The organism is Nostoc sp. UIC 10607, assembly GCF_047228265.1.
Lineage (GTDB): Bacteria > Cyanobacteriota > Cyanobacteriia > Cyanobacteriales > Nostocaceae > Nostoc > Nostoc foliaceum_A.
In genome coordinates, this window is the sequence record NZ_JBIQNW010000003.1 from 130,479 (window position 1) to 150,307 (window position 19,829).

The window sequence follows — 19,829 nt, forward strand, 5'->3', positions numbered from 1 at the left end:
TTAAATAGCGTGATGGACGCTACAGAAATATCAGTTCCAATGATTGCTGAAGATATCTTAGCCAAAGAATTCACAAGAGTCCTCAACCACTACTACCCAAAAGTTGGGGAATTACTAGACGGGTGTTATGTGAAAGTCATCACCTGTTTTTGGGGACGACCTGCTAGACGCTTGCAATATATAGGAATTTATTGCTCTGCTGAAATGATTTCCTGTGTGCAAGCCCACAAAGAAATTCTCAGAGAAGTAGCAGACAATATGGGTCTAGTGCAAGTAGTCTGCATGAATGCCAAGCGATTGTTGCGCGATCCGATGTCGAAGATCAAACACAACAACCCACGCCTATGGTTGGAGTTGCAGTGGGTTGCAAATTAGTCATTTATCGCATTAATGGAGAGGAGTAAATGTGTTTGTAGAGAGGACATTAGTCCTCAAATATATAAGCACTAAAGTGCTTACTACGAACCTATCGACCACTAGAATAGCCAGCACAAAGTATTAACGCAAGTAATGAAAACTGGAATTTTCTGCAATTACGATAATCATCACCAAGATGCTCGTCGTGCCATCTTTGAGCAAGTCGCGCTGATAAAACAGGCAGAAAGTTTAGGTTTTGAGTCAGCCTGGGTGAGTGAACATCATTTTAGTGAATCCAATCTCAGCCCGTCTATGTTGCTGTTAATGGCACACTTGGCGGGAATGACTTCAACTATCCAATTAGGGGCTGCGGCGGTGTTATTGCCATTCCATAACCCGATTCGGGTAGCGGAAGATATCGCCACTCTGGATAACCTATGCAATGGACGATTATTATTTGGAGTTGCCAAAGGCGGCCCCTTTCCCCAACAAAATAAGCATTTTGCGACACTCCCCAGTGAAGCCCGTCCCAAGATGCTAGAAGCGATCGCATTGATTCAAAAGCTGTTATATGCAACTGATGTATCATTTAATGGCAAGTATTATCAATGCGATCGCCTGACAATTTACCCAAAACCATTGCAGCAACAAATACCAGTATATGTTGCCACTGGCGGTGATGATGGTATCGAGTTTGCTGCTAAACATTCCTTCAGCTTGATGGGTGGGCCGCCATTCTCCCTACAGAGATTGAAGGATACTGTTGCTAAATATCGAGCCTTAAATTCTAGTGGTGCAGAAAACTTCGTGCTGGCACGCTTTTTTTATGTTGGCAAAACATTTGATGAGGCAGTGAGTGAGGCATTGCCTTTCGTTCGCCAATTTAGCCAGAAAATGAAAGCTAATACGGCTCAAGTATTGCAGAATAGTGCAAATACCAACCAAAAACCATTTGATCGCACAAACATTTGTTTCGATGAAGATTATTTGATTGAAAATTCAATTATCGGTGATGTGGAGACTTGTCGAGACAAAATCAAGAAATTTCAGGACGAATTAAATTTAGGTACCCTAGCACTCAAACCCTCGTCTGCGGATCTGCAAAAAAACCTGGACAGTTTGACGCGCTACAACCAAGAGGTGCGAAATTATGTCTTCTAAACTATATCTGCTTCCTCCCGATGATTTACCTCCCACTGAGGTAACTAAACAGGATGGAATGCTGCAAATGGAGCTAGAACAGTCTACTGGTAGATGCTTTTATCTAGCCTGCGATCGCATTACGCGAGTCCTGTTATCTAATTGTCAGTGGTACATCACAACAAATGCTAGCATCCTCACATTAATTGTTGACTGCCCTGATTTAGTATCTTACTGGCATATTGTCAGCAATATTGCCCAGTTAGGTAATAGGTTAGAGCGGTTTGCTAGCAATGGCAAAATCCGCGTTTATCCGCCATTTGGTAAGGGGATGCCATTTGAAATCAGCGTAAATGAAATATCTGCTTATCGAGATTGGCTTTGAGGTAAATAGAAACTGGGAATCACACAAAATATAGCTGTCTTCCACCCTGTACTCCTAAAGTGCAGGGTGTTGTAATTGTTATCAAAGCTACTCTTAAATTAGCAGTTTTCCGGAGTAGAAAATACTCCCAGATGCTCACGAATTTCGCTGACTGGCACATCCCAAAGTTGATCCCATTTTTGCGCGATAAATTTACCTGGAGTATGAGAACCCAACTTGTAGCCACGAGAGATTTCTGTCATTAAAGCTTTCAAATTAGTAGGTTGATAAAGGCTAATCATCGCCATACCAAAACTCAAAAGCATCACGTTGATGGGAATTGGAGTCTGAGCTAAGAAAAAAGCTTGTAGACCAATTTCACCAACTACATTTGTGTCAAATCCAGCAACTACATGATATATGTCATGGGTGGATCTCCAAAGCATTTTAAGATAGGAAATGTCATCAACAACAGGAACTTTTTTATAAAAGTAGGGATCGAATCCTCTAGCTTTCATTTCTCTAGCATAAACATGACCTAGTGTTCCTTCTGGGAGTTTGCCTAAATCATCTAAATTGAAAGGGGCCGGTAGCCAGCGTTCTGAAAACAAGGCATTGACTTCAGGGATTTTTTTTAATTCATCAACAGCTAACTGTGCCATTTCTGTTTGGTCGAGTGCGTCCTCGAAGTCAAATACTCTATTAGTATTACCATCTCCGATTTTGTGGGCACTAGATGCCAGAAATTGAATGTAAGCAAGAAGTCCTTTATCGTTGTTGTAATTAATTATATTGTCCATAGTGATTATCTACTTGAAGATATAATTTGGCTAATTTAAATCTGAGTATTCAATTTTGGAATAGATTTATCCAGTTTTTCATGAATCTTCAGAGGTATTTAGTGAAAGTTTTTGCTAGAAATATGTTTAGGTAAAAACACTATCTCAGAGAAGAGATGAATGATCAAGAAATGGAGCAGCACATTAATCTAAAAATCAAGACTTTCCTGTTAGCTGCCATTACACTATCTCTAAGTATGTGGGATCTCAGCTTTAACTTGGGAGCCTTTAAAGTTATTTTCTTTGAGAAAATCTTCTTGATTTGGGTAGCTTCATCAGCAACTCTCCTAGCGTGCCTTTTACTTCCACGCAACCGTTCACCAATTACATGGCCAGGATTACTGGTGATGAGTATCCCTACATTGTGGTTTATCCTGCCTTTTGTGCCTTTCCATGAAGTTTCTACGACGGGTGCTTTGCGAAAGATAGTTAGTCTCGGCTTAGGAATTGTTGTTTATCTGATTTGCCTACCTTATACCCTTTATATGGTTTTTGCGATTATTAATGAAGACATTATTCATCTGTCTAAAAAGCTGATTATAAAATTAATTGTGATACTTTTAATTATTGGCTGTATCGGATATTTTGTTGGTAGTCATAACTATCTATTTTTGTCATGTTTTGACTTTAAAGTGAGTGGCAATGATTTGCCAGCAAATTGTCTACAAGAAGGACATAAACCATTAAAAAGATTTCGATGAAAATTAGAATGTAAATATTTCGTAATTGCAGGGCAAAGCATTTTGATAAAACCAAAGCTTTGCCCAAATGCTGGTGTTTGCTTACGCCAAAATCACCATTCCCGAAGGAGGCAAATCAATTCGCACAGTTGCGCGACGGTCATTATGATGTTGTATAGCTACAGTTTGGTCGCGGGGTGGGTGGCGTAAATATGAATCGCTCCAATCGCTTTTGTATAAAAAGGTCATGGTCGAGTCTTGAGGATGCATGTAAGTATCTACTGTCACTTCGGCACCGCGATTTTCTAAGCCGTTGGTATTCAGCACCATCAACACTTCTGTGTCAAATAAAGTCTGTGACCAAGCAACTAATTCGCCTTGTCCGGGAATCGAAAAGGGGGAGTTACAAAAAGATGTTTCGCGCAGGTAGTGATGACCACGGCGCAATGCTTTACCAATTTTATCGTGACTGTTGCGGATACGTGCGATCGCAGCTATCCGCAAATAGGTGGGATGGTCGATATCGAAGAAATGACAGTTTGCTGTTTGAAATGCGCCAAAAGCGCCGCCAAACATTGCTTCTTTGATATATCTATCTTCGGCAAATCTTCCACCTTCTATGCTGTAATCGTGATAACCTTCATTCCCATCAAAAGCCTGTTCTGTTCCATAATAAATAGCAGGAATTCCTGGCATAGTTAATTGCACACCCACAGCATGAGCAACTTGCTCATAGAGATTAGGCACATTACTGTATGCGGCAAATCGCTGCTTATGAGTCCGGGATGACATTTCATCGTCATCCAAGATAGAAACATGATATGTGCCAATTTGGCGGTATTCGCCAGCGAGATTGTTTTCGCTATACAAATCGAAAAATTGCTTGGGGTGTACTAACCCTTTTGCGAATGCAGCCAATTCATTAGGGGTCTGCGCGATGTCTAATACAGCACTAAGGTTGCGAGCAATAATGTCTATGTAAGCACCAGCCATACTACCAGAGGTTATTTCCCCAGTCAGTAAAAAGTTGTCTTTACCAATAGATTCGGCATACTCGCGAATTGCAGTGCAGAATTTGCGGGAATCTTCTGGAGAAACGTGCTTGAGGCTATCTATCCGCAAGCCATCGCAATCAGAAAGAGCAATCCAATATTGATAAACTCTGGCTAAAGCTGCAATTACGTCATTTCTATTGAACCAGTTATCAGCACTCTGGTTGTATATTACATCTAGGATTACATACATTCTGCGATCGTGGGCAGCATCAATCAAATCTCTTAAATCTTGACGAGTGCCAAAGTGGGGGTCAACATCTAAAAATTCTTGAATGCGATCGCTGTGGTAAGCTTCTAATTCAGAACGTTGTCGCCAAGGTGGATTAATCCACAGCGTTGTTACTCCCAATCGTTGCAAATAGTCCAACTTACTCTTAATTCCCCTAAGAGTACCACCAACAAAGTTTGTACCTGCTGCCATCCAGCCAGCTTTATCTTTAACCTGGAATTTTAAAGGGTTATTGTGGTCAAAGAGTTCCCTTTGATTTTCATTATCATCACTGAACCTATCTAATAGCAATTGGTACAAAAACTGGTCGCGCCAACTGATAGGACTCGGATAAACTCTCCCTCGTGGTTTCAGGTTTGTTTCAGAGAGTTGCTGGGGTGTCAATTCTTCAACTTTAGCCATGAGGATTTACGCACAGATAGGAAAATGGCAGTATGCATCTCCTATATTGCAAAAATACTTCAAGTTTTCATGAACCCATAGAGGGATTTAGTAATACAGTGACTTAAATTTGTGATGACAGGTTTTTAAGATTGAGAAGGAAGTAGTACTGACAAGTTTGTTACCTTTTCAGTTAGCCACGCATACCAATTCTCTAACCCAGCACCAGTAGTTGCAGAAACCTGAAAAATCTGAATTTGGGGATTTACTTCAATAGCATATTCTATGCATTTTTGAACATCAAAATTTACATAAGGTAGCAAATCAATTTTAGTCAGAATCATGATGTCACTAGCACGGAACATATGCGGGTATTTTATCGGTTTATCTTCTCCCTCCGTGACGGAGAGAATCACGACTTTTGCCTGTTCTCCCAAATCAAATAAAGCTGGACAAACTAAATTTCCTACATTTTCAATCATCACAACTGAATTTAGTGGCGGATTCAATTGTTGTAAACCCCTGTCTATCATTGATGCATCTAAATGACAGCCTGTTCCGGTATTGATTTGGATGACTTTAGAACCTGTTTCTTTAATTTTTTTGGCATCGTTAGCAGTTTCTTGGTCGCCTTCAATGACACTGATAGATAATTGATGCTTTAAATCATTAATAGTTCGCGTCAAAAGAGTTGTTTTCCCTGCGCCGGGAGAACTCATTAAATTTAAGGCGAGAATATTTCGACCTTTAAACCATCCGCGATTTTGCGCAGCTAGCAGGTTATTCTTTGCCAATATATCCTGTTCTAAGGATATCGTTGTATTGTGTATTTTGGCGTGAACTTGAGACGCTTCTATATGAGTATCATGGCTGTGAGAATGAGTGATGACAGAACCATCTGGTAAAGTGTGAGTATGATGGTTATGTTCAGCTTCACCTGTTTCTAAATTGGTAATTTTAGTTTCACCACCATCAGAACAACCGCAGGTTACACACATAATTCCTCTATTTCTATTTCCTTAATTTTCAGTTCTTCACCAGTAATCAAATCTAATTGCACGCTTCCACAGTTACAGATACCAAATGGTTTATCTAGAGAAATTTCTGCACCACATTGCCGACATTTCCCTAAGCCGGGAATTTCCAAAATTTCTAATTTCGCCCCTTCTAAAACTGTGCCTTGAGTGCAAATATCAAAACAAAATCGGATAGCATCGGGCATAATGGCTGAAAGTTTGCCAATTTCTAATAAAACTCGCTGCACTTTTGCGCCTTTGGCGTGTTCACTTACAATTGCCACAATATTTTGAGTAATTCCAAGTTCGTGCATACTATAAAATATATTAAAGATTAACAAATTCGTGGCAATTGGTCGCCTACGAGCATATCAACAATCCTTTCAGCACCAAAAACTGTTTTTAACAATACGATACCTGGGGGTGAGGTAATAACTTCGCCAATGATACAAGCATCTTTACCTGCTGGGTGGGATTTCATGGCAGATAAAACAGTTTCTGCATATTTACCTGCAACCACTACAACTAACTTACCTTCATTAGCTAAATACAATGGGTCTAAACCGAGAATTTCGCAAACTCCGTTGACTTCTTCCCGCACTGGAATGGATTCTTCATAAAGGCGAATTCCCACATTGGAACTGAGGGCAAATTCATTTAGTACTGTAGCTAAACCACCGCGTGTAGCATCTCGCATAGCATGAACTTGGGGACATACATGGAGAATAGTTTCTACTAAATTATGTAACGGCTGACAGTCACTTTCAATATTAGTGTCTAAAGCTAATTCCCCACGGGCAATTAAAATTGCTGCCCCATGATTACCTAATTCTCCATTAACAATTACTGCATCTCCAGGTTGAATATTGTGGGCGGAAATATTAACTCCTCGTGGGATGATACCAATACCAGCAGTATTAATAAAGAGTTTATCGACAGCACCACGATGTACAACTTTTGTGTCACCAGTGACAATTTGAACACCAGCTTTGTTTGCGGCTGCTTTCATACTGGCTGCGACACGCCGCAGGGTTTCTACGGGTAATCCTTCTTCTAAAATTACGCTACAAGTTAGATATAAAGGTTTAGCACCACTAACAGCTAAATCATTAACTGTACCGTTGACGGCTAATTCTCCTATATCACTACCGGGAAAAAATAACGGGTCTACAACATAAGAATCTGTAGTAAATGCGAGTCTGTCTCCTTGTTCCATGAGACTGGCTAAGTTGAAGCTGGCTTGGTCTTCTAGTTGTGAAAGAATTGGGTTATCAAAATTGCTGACAAAGATATCGTCTATTAAATCACGCATGGCTTTACCACCGCTGCCATGTGCGAGAGTTATATGAGTGTCTTGCACTTTAGTTTGGCGACGGCGGACTTGTTCCATTTTTTGAAACAAGGAATTTTGTGATGAGTTGGTGGGAGAAATATTCATATTAAAATTGAGGATTTTTAAACGCAAAGGAACGCAAAGGGAAGCGCAGAGGTACGCAGAGTATTTATGAGATGTACTAGTCTGAGGAGAAGCCGCAGGCGGGGAGAGGTTCTTGGGTTATTTTTGGTTTTTGGGCGATTGTTCTTTTAGAAATGGTGGAGAGTCGTCCATATTTGTAATAGGCTGCACAAGCACCTTCGGAAGATACCATGCAAGTACCAATTGGTGTTTCTGGTGTGCAAGCTGTACCGAATACTTTACACTCCCAAGGCTTTAAGACTCCTTTAAGGATTTCTCCACATTTACAGGCTTTATGGTCGGCTACTTTGAGATTAGGAATGGTAAATTTAAGTTCGGCATCAAATTGAGCATATTCAGGTTTAATTTGTAATCCTGAATAGGGAATGTCACCCAAGCCACGCCAATCAAAACTATCTCGCACGGCGAAAACTTTGTTTATGGCTTGCAGTGCTACTCTATTTCCAGATTGTTGGACAATTCGGTTATATTGATTTTCAACTTCGCAACGATTTTCTACTAGCTGCTGTAATAGCATCCAAATTGATTGGAGAATATCTAATGGTTCAAATCCTGAGACGACAATTGGCTTATTATATTGTTGGGAAATAAATTCATAAGGGTCAGTGCCAATTACCATGCTGACATGGCCAGGCCCAACAAATCCATCTAGTTGTAAGTCGGGATTATCTAGCAGTGCTTTGAGGGCGGGAATCACGAGGACGTGATTGGAAAACATACTAAAGTTATGAATTTCTTCGGCTGCTGCTTGCAAAATGGTGAAGGCGGTGCTGGGGGCTGTGGTTTCAAAGCCTAATGCGAAGAAAACTACTTCTTTGTCGGGGTTATCTCTAGCAATTTGCAGGCTATCTAAGGGAGAGTACACCATACGGATGTCTGCGCCTTGTGCCCTGGCTTGCAGTAAACTCGTTTTGGAACCAGGAACTCGCATGGCATCGCCAAAGGTGGCAAAAATGACGTTATGATTTTGGGAGATTGCGATCGCATCATCTAATCTCCCCTTTGGCATCACACATACTGGACAACCAGGCCCATGAATTAGTTCAATGGCTTGGGGTAATATTTCTTCGATACCATATTTAAAAATGGAATGGGTATGTCCGCCGCATACTTCCATGATTTTGATGGGTTTCTCTAGCTGATTGCATAATTTGGCGATTTCGTGGCATAAGGCTTCAGCTTTTTCAGGTTCGCGGAATTCGTCAACATATTTCATAGGAAGTGAGGAGTAGTTAGTTTTATGTATCTGTTAATTTCGCTTTTGTGGTAAGGAGTTTTTTTTAACGAACCGCGTACTTCTACGGAGAAGCAAGCTACGCGCAGCGTCTCGTTAGAGAAGGACGCAAAGAGCGCCAAGGAAGAAAGAAAGGTAAGAAAAACATGAATTTTAGACTCTTTCTCTGCGCCTCTGCGGTTTTGTGTGAGACAAAAAAAGTTTATTAATTTAAGTATTTATCCCTGCTTGTGCTGCTGCTAATTCTTGGAATAGTTGTAATGTTTCTGCCGCTTCTTGTTCGTTAATTCGATTCATGGCAAAGCCAACATGCACTAATACCCAATCACCAATACAAGCTTCGGGGGGATGTTGTTCATCTACGATACAAGCAATATTTACTTGGCGCTTAACACCACCAATGTTAACTATGGCTAATTTATGGTTAACGTCGGTAATCTCTATAATTTGTCCGGGGATTCCTAAGCACATTTTTTTATTTTTAAAGATAAACTAACCGCAGAGGCGCAGAGAGCGCAGAGAGAATTATTTGTGAGGAGAAGTTTGTCAAATATCAACGCTCATGTATTAATTGTGCAGCTGCAATAACTGCTTGTCCTAAAGATAAACTGCCGTCATTAGCTGGAACTAAACTGTGAGTAAGTACTTTTATTCCCAATGTTTGTAATCGTTTGCTAACTTGCTCTAACAATATACAATTTTGAAATACTCCTCCTGTTAGCGCTACCTGAGAAATCAGATTTTCTTGAGAAAGATGTTTAACCATTTCCACAATCGCATTAGCTAAACCTTGATGAAATTTGGCAGCGATAACTGGTTGTGGAATCTGCTGCTGCAAGTCATTGAGCAAGGCTTGCCACATTGGACGCGGGTCTATATAATAAATCCTATCTGAAAAGCTAAAGTTAAAAGGATAGATTAGCGTTTCTTTATCATTATTTAAGCTGCTAACATCTACTATAGCTTCCATTGCGATCGCAGCTTGTCCTTCATAGCTACATTCATCTCTATAAATACCGATAGCCGCCGCGACTGCATCGAACAATCGCCCTACTGAGGAAGCTGGAGGAGAGTTAATCCCTTTCTCTATAAGTTGATTGAGTAACTTGAGTGGCTTGTTTTTCAAAAATTGAAATATTTCTAAATCAGCATATTTTTGTTTGCAATCATCCCAAAGGTTAGCGGCAATTAATTGGGCGTAGGTATTACGCCAAGGCTGATATATTGCTTGTTCACCACCAATCATTGGCACTGGTTTAAATGTTGCTAGTCGCTGAAATTTTCGGTAATCTGCTAAAAGAAATTCTCCGCCCCAGAGTGTACCATCGTTGCCGTAACCTAAACCATCTAAAGCAATGCCTAATACTGGAGGCGAATCCAGAGGAATGCCATTTTCTGCCATACAAGCGGCTATATGGGCGTGATGATGTTGGATTTGATAAATTTTGATTTGATTTGTATCTGCAAGTTCTTTACCAAGTTTGCTTGAGAGATATTCAGGATGTTTATCTATAGCGATTATTTCTGGTTTATGCTCAAATAAATTTAAGTATAAATTCAAAGTTTCTCGGTAAGCATTGAAAGCCGCAGCATTTTCTAAATCTCCCAGATGTTGAGAGACAATTGCTTCTCCTTCCCGCAATAAGCAAAAGGTATTTTTTAACTCACTACCCATTGCTAAGATTTGCGGCACCTTGTGAAATCCCGGTGGTAAAATAATTGGTGCTGGTGCATATCCTCTGGCACGGCGAATTGTTTGGACTTTATCGCCGACAACTCTCACCACCGAATCATCTACCCGATTAATAATCTCTCGATTGTGGAAGAGAAAGTAATCAGCGATTTTCCCTAATTTCTCTCTTGCTTCGTCGTTATCAATACATTGTGGTTCATCGGTTAGATTGCCACTTGTTAAAACAATTGGGCGATTCATCCGCCGCAAAATTAAATGATGTAAAGGCGTATAAGGTAGCATGAAACCGAGGGTATTTTGTCCTGCTGCTACCGATGGCGCAATATGAAGAGAGTTATGAGTTAGGAGGGAGGAGTTAGGAGTAAATAAACTCTTGTTATATCCGTCTCTCTCTTTTACCTGTAGTAAAACAATTGGTGCGGCAGAACTTGCCAATAATTCTTTTTCTTTGGCGCTGACAATGGAATATTCTTCAATTACCTCAATATCTCGCGCCATTAAAGCAAAAGGTTTATGATAGCGCCTTTTGCGCTGACGCAGTTTTTGTACAGCAGTTTCCTGAGTTGCATCGCAAGCTAGATGAATACCACTTAACCCTTTGATTGCCACAATCTCACCCTTTTGCAACAAGGTACAAACGGCATCTACATCATCCAACATAGAGAACATGGAAGCAGTAACCGATTTCCCATCAGCGCGTTCTAACCAAGCTGTGGGGCCGCAAGCATGACAAGCTACAGGTTGGGCGTGAAAACGGCGGTTTTCGACATCGTGGTATTCCTTTGCACATTCTGAACACATGACAAACGCAGACATACTGGTATTGCATCTGTCATAAGGAATGGCACGAATAATACTCAGGCGAGGGCCGCAATGAGTGCAGTTAGTAAATGGGTAGCGATAAAAGCGGCTAAAGGGGTCGAATATTTCTTGTTGACACTGTGGACAAGTCGCTGCATCAGGAGTAATTTCTGTTGTGATGGCATTACTGACACTAGTAGAAATTACAAAATTATTAAAGTTAAATTTACCTTCGTAAGGAGTTCTAGTTAGTTCGTTAATTTTTGCTAGTGGTGGACATTCTGTTTGCAATCTGGCAACAAATTCTGTTAATGCTTCCTCACTACCAGATACCCGAATTAATACACCTTCACCATCATTACAAACATCTCCACGCAAACCGTAAGCTTTAGCCAGACGATATACAGTAGGACGAAATCCTACCCCTTGAACTGTGCCGCGAACTCTAATTTCTTCAGTCGCCATATAAATCTGACTTTCAAAAATTACGAATTACGAATTACGAATTACGAATTATTAAACTGCCACAGCAAAATTCGGTTATTTCCAGAATCAGCTATTACCGCCGTATTACCACAAATTTTTATTCCGTAACACCAATTTAAACTATCTCGTTTCGGCAATCCGAAATTACGATTTTCACCTTTACTTTGAAAATTTATTTGTCCTGCCAACCCATCTGCCACTACACCTTGCAGTGATAAAATTGATTCTGGCTTCCTCCATCCTAACAAACGGGAATTAGCAGTATCTGCAACTACTAACCAATCCCCAGCAACATCCACACCATAAGGCATACTCAAACTATTAGCACTAGGCAAATAAACTCCTTGATTCATTTCCACAAAATCAAAGCTTTTTTGCCCTAAAACCACTGCACAAGGAGCATTATTTTCTGTTGGTATTCCCTGCCAAATCATTACCCGGTGATTACCTGCATCGCTGACAACCAAATTCTCTCCCCAAAAGGTGATGTCGTGACACCAACGCATACTCGCTGCGGTTGGAGAACTACCGCCGTTTTCATTGCGAGATATCATATCCGGTTGTCCCAAAACTAAATCAGCGGGTTGACCGTTTTCTGTTGGTAACTGATGCCAAATTAATAGCCTTCTATTACCAGTGTCAGCAATAAATAGTCGCCCTTGATGATAGAAAACACCATAGGGCCAGTGCATTGTACTAGCAGATGCTGCATGATTTCCCCGATTTGGTTCATTATCGCTAAAATTAACTTGCCCTAACACCAAATCTGCTGGAACATTGTTATCTTCTGGTAATTTTTTCCAAATCAAAACCCGATGATTCCAAGCATCTGCTACAGCTAACCCCTCGCCGCAAGCACAAATCCCTGTCGGTACACTTAGGGTTGTCCTTCCCGGTGTGCTTTTAGCATTTTGTCCCTCATGATAAAAGTCAGGTTGTCCAATTACCCAATCAGCAGGTTGACTATCTCTCGTGGGTAATTTCTGCCATCCTAATAATCGATGATGTCCCGTATCTGATACCCATAAAGGGCCAGTTTCTGATAACAAACAAGCACCACGAGGCCCAAACATTTCTATCGGACTGGGTGCTACAGGTATCACTAATTGTTCTGGTTCAATAATGCTGCCTAAAATTATCTCTGCACCTTGAGGTGATAAAGGTAATTTTTGAGAAATTTCTGTTGCTTCTAGCGGTAATTGTGATATTGAATTATTTTTGATTGGGATATCCATGAACCGCAGATAGACGCTGATAATTATTTAAAAACATTAATGTTGATTAGCATGTAACAGCAGTCACAATTTTGCATTATGTTTTCCCATAAAACCTTTAAAAAAGTTTTCTATTAATCAATCTTAAAAAGTTTTTACAAACCTTTAGTGCCTTTCGTTACACAATAATATTTGTAATGAGTGCGCGATATACTGAAATGAGAAAGCAATATGCCTTTTGACTTGCGGAAAATACCAAAATGAATGCGCGATATACTGAAATGAGAAAGCAATCAAGCATTTTGAGAAAACAATATGCCTTTTTGCTTGCTAAATCTACCGAAATGAGAAAGTAATCAGGCATTTTGAGAAATCAATATGCCTTTTTGAGAAAGCAATCAGTGATTTTGCTTTCTCAAAACACTAAAATGAACAACTGAATTACACAAGGGAGAAACAATTCAGGTATATTGATAAAGCAATCTGCCTTTTTGATTGCACAAAACCCTAAAATCAATGCGTGAACTACTGAAATGAAGAGGCAAAGTTGTTGTAATTTCCTAATCGCCGAGTATATTTGCCCAGATATTCTTTTAGCATCATCATTTTTGTAGTTTCACAAAAATCTTATCGCCCTTAATTTTTACTAGATACGATTGAAGCGAAACATCAGGTGCAGTTAAGCATTTACCTGTCTCTAAACTGTACTGGAATCTGTGGGAAGGACAGGTAATAATACCATTTTCAACTTTACCCTTTTCTAAGGGAGATCCTAGATGAGTGCAAGCATTACGGTAACATTTTATTGCAACATCTTGGCGATATAAAATGAGTGAAGTACCAGCAAGTTGTACTGCCAATACACTAAATTCGAGAACTTGATCAATAGTCGCTACTTTGAGCCAAGTAGAAGTTATTTTTGAAGAGAATGGACTGATTAAACCAGAACTTGCATTGTTAACAATAGGGTTGTAATTAACCGCAACCACTTTGCTAATTTCGGGACAATGATTTTTGATTGCCTGTTCTACTCCTTGAGATAAAGTCAAAGTAGAAGCTGGACAACTGCTGCAAGTTCCTATTAATCTAACTTCTACTGTATCTGGTGGCTTAATTGCCACTAATTCTACATCCCCATTATGGCTTTTTAAACCTGGGCGTACTTCTTCAAGGGCTGTCTGAATGCGCTGTGCTAATGGTGCTTTTGGTGGTTTAACTAGTTCGTGATAAAGCAGCACTGCATACACTAATTCATCAGCAACAGCATGACGCAAAGCTGACATTGATTCTTGTTTTAGGCTTTTAATCAAATTAGTCAATGCAGCTTTATGCAAATCTTCAATTGCTCTTTTTAGACCTACTGCTACACACCGTTGGCTTTCATCCCACTCGGATATAATTGCCTCAAAGCGGTTAATTTCCCGAACTAATTCTTCAAGGTTGGGCATGGGTATTGGAAAAACAACTCACAAATGGCTAATGACTAATGACAATTCACTTCATTTTGAAATCCTTGAGGAGAAATGGCATAATCATGCCCGTAACTAAACTAGATAATATTATTGGTAAGTAGAAGGGAATTGGGGCTTGTGCGAGTAACACTAGCAGTAAGAAACCCACAGCAATACCAATAGTAGTTTGCTTGGCAAAATACATCGGGTTGCGTATTAGCTTTCCTTTAAAAAATAACTTGGCAGAAAGCCATCCTATCTCTAACATGTTTTCTCCTAATAATTTGTCAATAAATTTAAAGCAGCAAGTCCTAAAAGGATGGCGGGAATTCCACCGGCAGGGGCAAGTAATGCACCAAGCATTGCTGAAAACTGATAGCCGATATCTTTTCCAGCTAACAGCATTCCACCAATTGCACCGCCGACCATAGACAAGGCTGTTGCTATGATTAACCAGACGAATTCTGTTGCTATGTTCAGTTCACCATCTGCTAAACTTGTGAGAAAATTTATCACATTTGGGTAGGTCGAAATATCTATCATGCTGTTTTTTCCTGATTGCTAAAGTGAAGAATGAAGAGTTAAAAGTTAGGAATTATATTAGATCTATAAATCCTAATCCTTCATTTCTGCTTTCACATCTTTTAGCGCTTGGGCTACTACCTCTGCTTGTGCCATTTGTTGATATTTCGTAAATATTTCTAAAGCATCTTGATAGTAACTCTGCGCTTGCAAAAGATTTTTAGGATTACCAGCTTCTGGTTTTTCTTGGTCATCTGGTAAGTTGAAGAGGGCGTTGGCTTTGTTAGAAATTGTATTAGCGTACTCTAGGGGTGTGTCTTTGGAGTTACGCACTTTTAGCGCTTCATCATAAGCTGCGATCGCACGCAAGTTATTCTCCACAGGATGGGAACTCACTAAATATTGCAAAGCGTTACCTAAATTGTTTTGCAACATCGCATATTCTCTGGGATGATCAATCAAATTAATATGCTTTAGTGCCACCTCAAATGATTGTACAGCTAACCCTTGACGCAAGTATTCACGTTCCGATGCTAGGGGCATAGAAAGGTAAGCGATCGCAATATTGTTATACAAAATCGCGTATTCTTGGGGGTAATCTTCCCAAGTAAACACCCGCAACGCCTCATGATAAGCCTGGATACTGTCGGTTATCCGTGCCAAATTGAACGGTACAAGCGACTGCAACACCAGCCCAAAATTCATCTGCGTTTCTGCCACTTCTTCTGGCAAAGCTAATTGTTGTAAAATCGGTAATGCCTCTTCATAACCGACTTTAGCTTGCATCAACAGTTGGTAATCAGCATCCGGTATTGCCTGTAACGTCCCCGCCATGCCCACTTTGGCCCTGGCTTTCAGTAGGGGATACTCCTCACCACACATCTCGTAGGCCCGGTAATATAAGCCAACTGCATTCCGCAAGTCTTGGGCAGCTTTGGGCTTTTTTTGAAAACCCTGTGCTATCTCAATCAGCATTTGGATTTTTTCCTCTGCTGAGGCTGACTCCGATGCAACAGCTGCGATCGCAGCCTTCACCGCTGAATCTGTAATGCTGGGGGTCATAACTCTGCCGTACTCTAGCCAATTGGGAATTGAGTCCAACACCCATGAATGAACGAGACACATTTACGCATCTCATCACGGGCCATACCGATTTACGCAGGCTTCGAGTCCTTTAGGCGGAATTCCCCTTTTTTGTCTAAAACTAGAGGCTATGGATTAATGATGCTAGGGACTAGGAAAAATTTTTCCCAATACCTAATACCTAATCCTCAATCCCCTAAATTGAGTGAATCAATTTTTTTACTATAAAACACTCTATTTCTAAAATTCTAGGGGGAAATTGCCAATATTTATGTCAGCTTTAAACACCTTACATTTTGATAAGGTGTTCTGTATCATGACCTGACACAACGCAGTTCTTCTATATTGAATTGATAACATTTTATATATTTAAGACCTAACTTTGTTATCAAAATCTAATTCTTCACTATTTCATTATTTTAATTTGCAGTCATAACTTTTAAATTACAATACTTTCACGTTTAAAATATTAGCCTATTCAGATATAGCGGTTTCCGTATAGTACAGAAACAATAACTAACCACAGATACTAGTAAGGGCACGGCAATGCCTTACCCCCACCCGTGTATTTGATTCACATGAGAAGCGCTATAGCAATCCTATCTGATTGGTAAAAATTCGTTGTGTCTAGATTCCCGATTTATTTAATAATTCAGAGAGCTAACTTTCAGTAAAAAATCAGACGTTCAGTTTATTATTCAAGTTTTTGTGAGAAAGTCTGTTATTGATACAACTTTTAAGCAATCTCAATTGCATTAAAATTCTTAGCAATGATTAATTTTTATTTAACAAAAGATAATTCAATAGAAAATCCACTAATATAAATAAATAAATATTGATAAATACGTGAGACTCTACAAGCATTATTTACTAAGTCACGTATCGCAAACAATACAAAAACACCTAGCCGATGACTAATGTACTATGGCTACAAGGTGGTGCTTGTTCAGGCAACACCATGTCATTTCTCAACGCTGAAGAACCGACAGTCTGCGATTTAATTGCCGACTTTGGTATCAATATACTTTGGCATCCTTCCTTGGGGCTGGAACTAGGCAACGATTTGCAAACACTGCTACGGAATTGTATTTCTGGCACAATTCCCCTAGATATCTTGGTATTTGAAGGCAGTGTTGTTAACGCCCCCAACGGTACAGGCGAATGGAATCGGTTTGCCGATCGCGCCATGAAAGATTGGTTAGCAGACCTTGCCAAAGTTGCTAAATTTATTGTCGCTGTGGGTGACTGTGCAACCTGGGGAGGAATTCCCGCCATGTCACCCAACCCCAGCGAATCGGAAGGTTTGCAATTTCTCAAACGTCAAGAAGGCGGTTTTTTAGGGAAAGATTTCGTATCGCAAGCCGGATTACCTGTAATTAATATACCTGGATGTCCCGCCCATCCTGACTGGATTACGCAGATATTAGTTGCGATCGCTACTGGACGCATAGCAGACATTGCTTTTGATGAACTAAATCGTCCCCAAACTTTCTTTAACACCTACACCCAAACAGGTTGTACCCGCAACGTTCACTTTGCCTACAAAGCTTCAACCGCCGAATTTGGTCAGCGCAAAGGCTGCCTATTTTATGACTTGGGTTGTCGCGGCCCCATGACTCATTCTTCCTGCAACCGTATCTTATGGAACCGCGTCTCATCCAAAACTCGCGCCGGAATGCCTTGCTTAGGTTGCACAGAACCAGAATTTCCCTTCTTTGATCTCAAACCAGGAACAGTATTCAAAACCCAAACAGTAATGGGAGTTCCCAAAGAATTACCGCCAGGAGTGAACAAAAAAGACTACGCCTTACTAACAATGGTTGCCAAAGACGCAGCACCGCCTTGGGCAGAAGAAGACTTTTTTACAGTTTAGTCATTGGTCATTAGTCATTGGTCATTAGTCATTGGTCATTTGTCATTTGTGATTTGACCAATGACTATAACCCAATACAGTTCAGAATGAGCAACAAAATACTTGTAGAGACGGGGATTTATCGCGTCTTGAAAACCCAAGCGTATTAGACTATAACCTTTCACACTCCCATCAACGATAAATCAGGGGTTTCGACCATTTTGCAGGAGAGGCGAGTGAATAATTACCAATGACAAATGACCAATGACCAATGACTAATGACAAATAACAAATGACAAAGGACAAATGACAAATGACAATTCAATCGTTAGATATATCGCCCGTCGGTAGAGTTGAAGGCGATTTAGATGTTCGAGTTGATATTGAACATGGAAGAGTGGTCAACGCCTGGACACACGCTGAATTATTTCGCGGATTTGAAGTTATCCTACGCGGTAAAGACCCCCAAGCTGGATTAATTGTCACACCTCGCATTTGCGGAATTTGCGGCGGTTCTCACCTGACATCTGCATCTTGGGCATTAGATACAGCTTGGGAAACGGAAGTTCCCCGCAATGCAATTTTAGCTAGAAATCTTGGTCAAATTGTCGAGACAATTCAAAGCATCCCTCGCTATTTTTATGGTTTGTTTGCCATTGACTTAACCAATAAAAAATACCGCAATAGTCGCTTTTATGAGGAAGCTGTTAAACGCTTCGCCGCCTTCACAGGCAAATCTTATGAACTAGGCATAACAATTTCCGCTAAACCCGTAGAAATTTATGCACTATTGGGCGGACAATGGCCCCACAGCAGTTATATGGTGCCTGGTGGCGTGATGTGCGCCCCAACCCTTACAGACATTACCCGCGCTTGGGCAATTCTCGAATACTTCCGCACCAATTGGTTAGAACCAGTGTGGTTGGGTTGTTCTTTAGAACGCTACGAACAAATCCAAACTTATGATGACTTCAGAGATTGGCTGGATGAAGACCGCAATCATCGAGATTCCGACTTAGGATTTTATTGGCGCATGGGTTTAGACATCGGTTTAGATAGATATGGCGCTGGTGTTGGTAAATATGTCACTTGGGGATATTTAGCCCATGAAGATAAATACCAAAAGCCGACTATCGAAGGACGAAATGCGGCGATGATTATGAAAAGTGGAGTGTACGACAGCTTCGCAGACACTCACGTTTTAATGGATCAGTCATTTACCCGCGAGAATACAACTCACTCTTGGTACGATGAAGGGACAGAGGATATTCACCCTAGCGATCGCACCACTAAACCCACTGCAATCAATACCAAAGACTTCGATAACGCCTACTCTTGGTCGAGTGCAGTCCTGCACAAAGACTTCGGACGCTTGGAAACTGGCCCCTTAGCGCGGCAATTAGTAGCTGGTGGTCAACATGGCGAATCTTGGCAACACTACGACCCCTTTATCCTCGATGTCTTCAAACGAATGGGTGGTGCTAGTATTCATGTGCGTCAGCTAGCACGAGTTCACGAACTTGTCAAGTTATATCGCCAAGCCGAACACTGCTTGCGCGAATTTAAGTTAAACGACCCTTGGTATATCAAACCCAAAGAAAAAGATGGACGCGGTTGGGGTGCAACAGAAGCAGCACGCGGTTCTTTATCTCACTGGGTGGAAATAGAGGGCGGTAAGATTAAGAACTACCAAGTTATTGCCCCAGGTACTTGGAATATTGGCCCTCGTGACGGTGAAGGAATTCGTGGCCCCATTGAAGAAGCGTTAATTGGCACACCGATTTACGATTCTAGCGACCCTGTGGAAGTTGGTCATGTGGCGCGATCGTTTGATTCTTGTTTGGTGTGTACAGTTCACGCCCATGATGCGAAAACTGGTGAAGAGTTAGCGCGTTTTCGTACCGCTTAAAATATGCTAATTTCTAATAGCTAATGGCTAATTATTTTTTAGTTAG

General features: G+C 40.7%; 19 protein-coding genes. 6 read left to right on the forward strand and 13 right to left on the reverse strand.

Going from position 1 to position 19,829, the window contains the following annotated elements:
* The first annotated feature begins 12 nt into the window (after window positions 1-12).
* From ACEYW6_RS04020 to ACEYW6_RS04030, 3 genes are all read left to right on the forward strand, one after another.
* Window positions 13-375 carry a hypothetical protein gene (locus ACEYW6_RS04020; RefSeq protein WP_190890015.1) on the forward strand — a complete coding sequence of 121 codons (363 nt, stop codon included), beginning with the start codon at window positions 13-15 and terminating at the stop codon, window positions 373-375.
* A 135-nt stretch (window positions 376-510) separates the two neighbouring features.
* Complete coding sequence (locus ACEYW6_RS04025) at window positions 511-1,518, forward strand: LLM class flavin-dependent oxidoreductase (RefSeq protein ID WP_412978718.1); 1,008 nt, start codon at window positions 511-513, stop codon at window positions 1,516-1,518.
* Entirely contained in the window at window positions 1,508-1,882 is a 375-nt protein-coding gene (locus tag ACEYW6_RS04030; RefSeq protein ID WP_181930331.1) for a hypothetical protein, read from the forward strand. The genes ACEYW6_RS04025 and ACEYW6_RS04030 overlap by 11 nt, the downstream gene beginning before the upstream one ends.
* Before the next feature lie 98 nt (window positions 1,883-1,980).
* Here ACEYW6_RS04030 and ACEYW6_RS04035 read toward each other — a convergent pair whose 3' ends face one another.
* Complete coding sequence (locus tag ACEYW6_RS04035) at window positions 1,981-2,661, reverse strand: Coq4 family protein (RefSeq protein ID WP_412978719.1); 681 nt, start codon at window positions 2,659-2,661, stop codon at window positions 1,981-1,983.
* 155 nt (window positions 2,662-2,816) lie between these two features.
* Between ACEYW6_RS04035 and ACEYW6_RS04040 the strand changes: the two genes are divergently transcribed.
* On the forward strand, window positions 2,817-3,401 hold the full coding sequence (locus ACEYW6_RS04040; RefSeq protein WP_412978720.1) for a hypothetical protein: 585 nt from the start codon (window positions 2,817-2,819) through the stop codon (window positions 3,399-3,401).
* An 81-nt stretch (window positions 3,402-3,482) separates the two neighbouring features.
* On the opposite strand, the gene ACEYW6_RS04045 is transcribed toward ACEYW6_RS04040, so the two are convergent.
* From ACEYW6_RS04045 to ACEYW6_RS04100, 12 genes are all read right to left on the reverse strand, one after another.
* The gene (locus ACEYW6_RS04045; protein WP_412978721.1) at window positions 3,483-5,066 is read right to left on the reverse strand and encodes an alpha-amylase family glycosyl hydrolase; all 1,584 of its coding nucleotides are present in this window, start codon (window positions 5,064-5,066) and stop codon (window positions 3,483-3,485) included.
* Window positions 5,067-5,191: 125 nt separating this feature from the next.
* Window positions 5,192-6,043 carry a hydrogenase nickel incorporation protein HypB gene (gene hypB, locus ACEYW6_RS04050; RefSeq protein WP_412978722.1) on the reverse strand — a complete coding sequence of 284 codons (852 nt, stop codon included), beginning with the start codon at window positions 6,041-6,043 and terminating at the stop codon, window positions 5,192-5,194.
* Window positions 6,034-6,375, reverse strand: a complete 342-nt coding sequence (gene hypA / locus ACEYW6_RS04055) for a hydrogenase maturation nickel metallochaperone HypA (protein ID WP_412978723.1) — start codon at window positions 6,373-6,375, stop codon at window positions 6,034-6,036. Before hypA ends, hypB begins: the two co-directional genes overlap by 10 nt.
* Window positions 6,376-6,395: 20 nt before the next feature.
* The gene (gene hypE, locus ACEYW6_RS04060) at window positions 6,396-7,499 is read right to left on the reverse strand and encodes a hydrogenase expression/formation protein HypE (protein ID WP_412978724.1); all 1,104 of its coding nucleotides are present in this window, start codon (window positions 7,497-7,499) and stop codon (window positions 6,396-6,398) included.
* 76 nt (window positions 7,500-7,575) lie between these two features.
* Window positions 7,576-8,754, reverse strand: coding sequence for a hydrogenase formation protein HypD (gene hypD / locus ACEYW6_RS04065; protein WP_412978725.1), 1,179 nt, complete (start codon window positions 8,752-8,754; stop codon window positions 7,576-7,578).
* Between the two features lie 228 nt (window positions 8,755-8,982).
* The gene (locus tag ACEYW6_RS04070; RefSeq protein ID WP_412978726.1) at window positions 8,983-9,243 is read right to left on the reverse strand and encodes a HypC/HybG/HupF family hydrogenase formation chaperone; all 261 of its coding nucleotides are present in this window, start codon (window positions 9,241-9,243) and stop codon (window positions 8,983-8,985) included.
* A gap of 82 nt (window positions 9,244-9,325) precedes the next feature.
* Complete coding sequence (gene hypF / locus ACEYW6_RS04075) at window positions 9,326-11,731, reverse strand: carbamoyltransferase HypF (RefSeq protein ID WP_412978727.1); 2,406 nt, start codon at window positions 11,729-11,731, stop codon at window positions 9,326-9,328.
* A gap of 41 nt (window positions 11,732-11,772) precedes the next feature.
* Window positions 11,773-12,987, reverse strand: coding sequence for a hypothetical protein (locus ACEYW6_RS04080; RefSeq protein ID WP_412978728.1), 1,215 nt, complete (start codon window positions 12,985-12,987; stop codon window positions 11,773-11,775).
* 581 nt (window positions 12,988-13,568) lie between these two features.
* The gene (locus ACEYW6_RS04085) at window positions 13,569-14,414 is read right to left on the reverse strand and encodes a NifU family protein (RefSeq protein ID WP_412978729.1); all 846 of its coding nucleotides are present in this window, start codon (window positions 14,412-14,414) and stop codon (window positions 13,569-13,571) included.
* Between the two features lie 46 nt (window positions 14,415-14,460).
* Complete coding sequence (locus tag ACEYW6_RS04090; RefSeq protein ID WP_412978730.1) at window positions 14,461-14,685, reverse strand: hypothetical protein; 225 nt, start codon at window positions 14,683-14,685, stop codon at window positions 14,461-14,463.
* A gap of 8 nt (window positions 14,686-14,693) precedes the next feature.
* A complete protein-coding gene (locus ACEYW6_RS04095) occupies window positions 14,694-14,960 on the reverse strand; it encodes a hypothetical protein (protein ID WP_412978731.1) in 267 nt (88 codons plus the stop codon).
* 72 nt (window positions 14,961-15,032) lie between these two features.
* Window positions 15,033-16,001, reverse strand: a complete 969-nt coding sequence (locus tag ACEYW6_RS04100) for a hypothetical protein (protein ID WP_412978833.1) — start codon at window positions 15,999-16,001, stop codon at window positions 15,033-15,035.
* Between the two features lie 931 nt (window positions 16,002-16,932).
* Between ACEYW6_RS04100 and ACEYW6_RS04105 the strand changes: the two genes are divergently transcribed.
* Both ACEYW6_RS04105 and ACEYW6_RS04110 read left to right on the forward strand, forming a co-directional pair.
* Entirely contained in the window at window positions 16,933-17,895 is a 963-nt protein-coding gene (locus ACEYW6_RS04105) for a hydrogenase small subunit (protein ID WP_179071786.1), read from the forward strand.
* A 292-nt stretch (window positions 17,896-18,187) separates the two neighbouring features.
* Window positions 18,188-19,783, forward strand: a complete 1,596-nt coding sequence (locus ACEYW6_RS04110; protein WP_412978732.1) for a nickel-dependent hydrogenase large subunit — start codon at window positions 18,188-18,190, stop codon at window positions 19,781-19,783.
* Window positions 19,784-19,829 lie beyond the last annotated feature (46 nt).

Excerpts from the sequence above, each read along its gene's own strand:
- ACEYW6_RS04045 (WP_412978721.1), bottom strand. The coding sequence starts at position 5,066 with ATGGCTAAAGTTGAAGAATTGACACCCCAGCAACTCTCTGAAACAAAC.
- ACEYW6_RS04105 (WP_179071786.1), top strand. The coding sequence starts at position 16,933 with ATGACTAATGTACTATGGCTACAAGGTGGTGCTTGTTCAGGCAACACC.
- ACEYW6_RS04085 (WP_412978729.1), bottom strand. The coding sequence starts at position 14,414 with ATGCCCAACCTTGAAGAATTAGTTCGGGAAATTAACCGCTTTGAGGCA.
- hypE (WP_412978724.1), bottom strand. The coding sequence starts at position 7,499 with ATGAATATTTCTCCCACCAACTCATCACAAAATTCCTTGTTTCAAAAA.
- ACEYW6_RS04025 (WP_412978718.1), top strand. The coding sequence starts at position 511 with ATGAAAACTGGAATTTTCTGCAATTACGATAATCATCACCAAGATGCT.
- hypA (WP_412978723.1), bottom strand. The coding sequence starts at position 6,375 with ATGCACGAACTTGGAATTACTCAAAATATTGTGGCAATTGTAAGTGAA.
- ACEYW6_RS04040 (WP_412978720.1), top strand. The coding sequence starts at position 2,817 with ATGAATGATCAAGAAATGGAGCAGCACATTAATCTAAAAATCAAGACT.
- ACEYW6_RS04030 (WP_181930331.1), top strand. The coding sequence starts at position 1,508 with ATGTCTTCTAAACTATATCTGCTTCCTCCCGATGATTTACCTCCCACT.
- ACEYW6_RS04080 (WP_412978728.1), bottom strand. The coding sequence starts at position 12,987 with ATGGATATCCCAATCAAAAATAATTCAATATCACAATTACCGCTAGAA.
- ACEYW6_RS04035 (WP_412978719.1), bottom strand. The coding sequence starts at position 2,661 with ATGGACAATATAATTAATTACAACAACGATAAAGGACTTCTTGCTTAC.
- ACEYW6_RS04020 (WP_190890015.1), top strand. The coding sequence starts at position 13 with ATGGACGCTACAGAAATATCAGTTCCAATGATTGCTGAAGATATCTTA.
- ACEYW6_RS04110 (WP_412978732.1), top strand. The coding sequence starts at position 18,188 with ATGACAATTCAATCGTTAGATATATCGCCCGTCGGTAGAGTTGAAGGC.
- ACEYW6_RS04100 (WP_412978833.1), bottom strand. The coding sequence starts at position 16,001 with ATGACCCCCAGCATTACAGATTCAGCGGTGAAGGCTGCGATCGCAGCT.
- ACEYW6_RS04090 (WP_412978730.1), bottom strand. The coding sequence starts at position 14,685 with ATGTTAGAGATAGGATGGCTTTCTGCCAAGTTATTTTTTAAAGGAAAG.
- hypD (WP_412978725.1), bottom strand. The coding sequence starts at position 8,754 with ATGAAATATGTTGACGAATTCCGCGAACCTGAAAAAGCTGAAGCCTTA.
- ACEYW6_RS04070 (WP_412978726.1), bottom strand. The coding sequence starts at position 9,243 with ATGTGCTTAGGAATCCCCGGACAAATTATAGAGATTACCGACGTTAAC.
- hypF (WP_412978727.1), bottom strand. The coding sequence starts at position 11,731 with ATGGCGACTGAAGAAATTAGAGTTCGCGGCACAGTTCAAGGGGTAGGA.
- hypB (WP_412978722.1), bottom strand. The coding sequence starts at position 6,043 with ATGTGTGTAACCTGCGGTTGTTCTGATGGTGGTGAAACTAAAATTACC.
- ACEYW6_RS04095 (WP_412978731.1), bottom strand. The coding sequence starts at position 14,960 with ATGATAGATATTTCGACCTACCCAAATGTGATAAATTTTCTCACAAGT.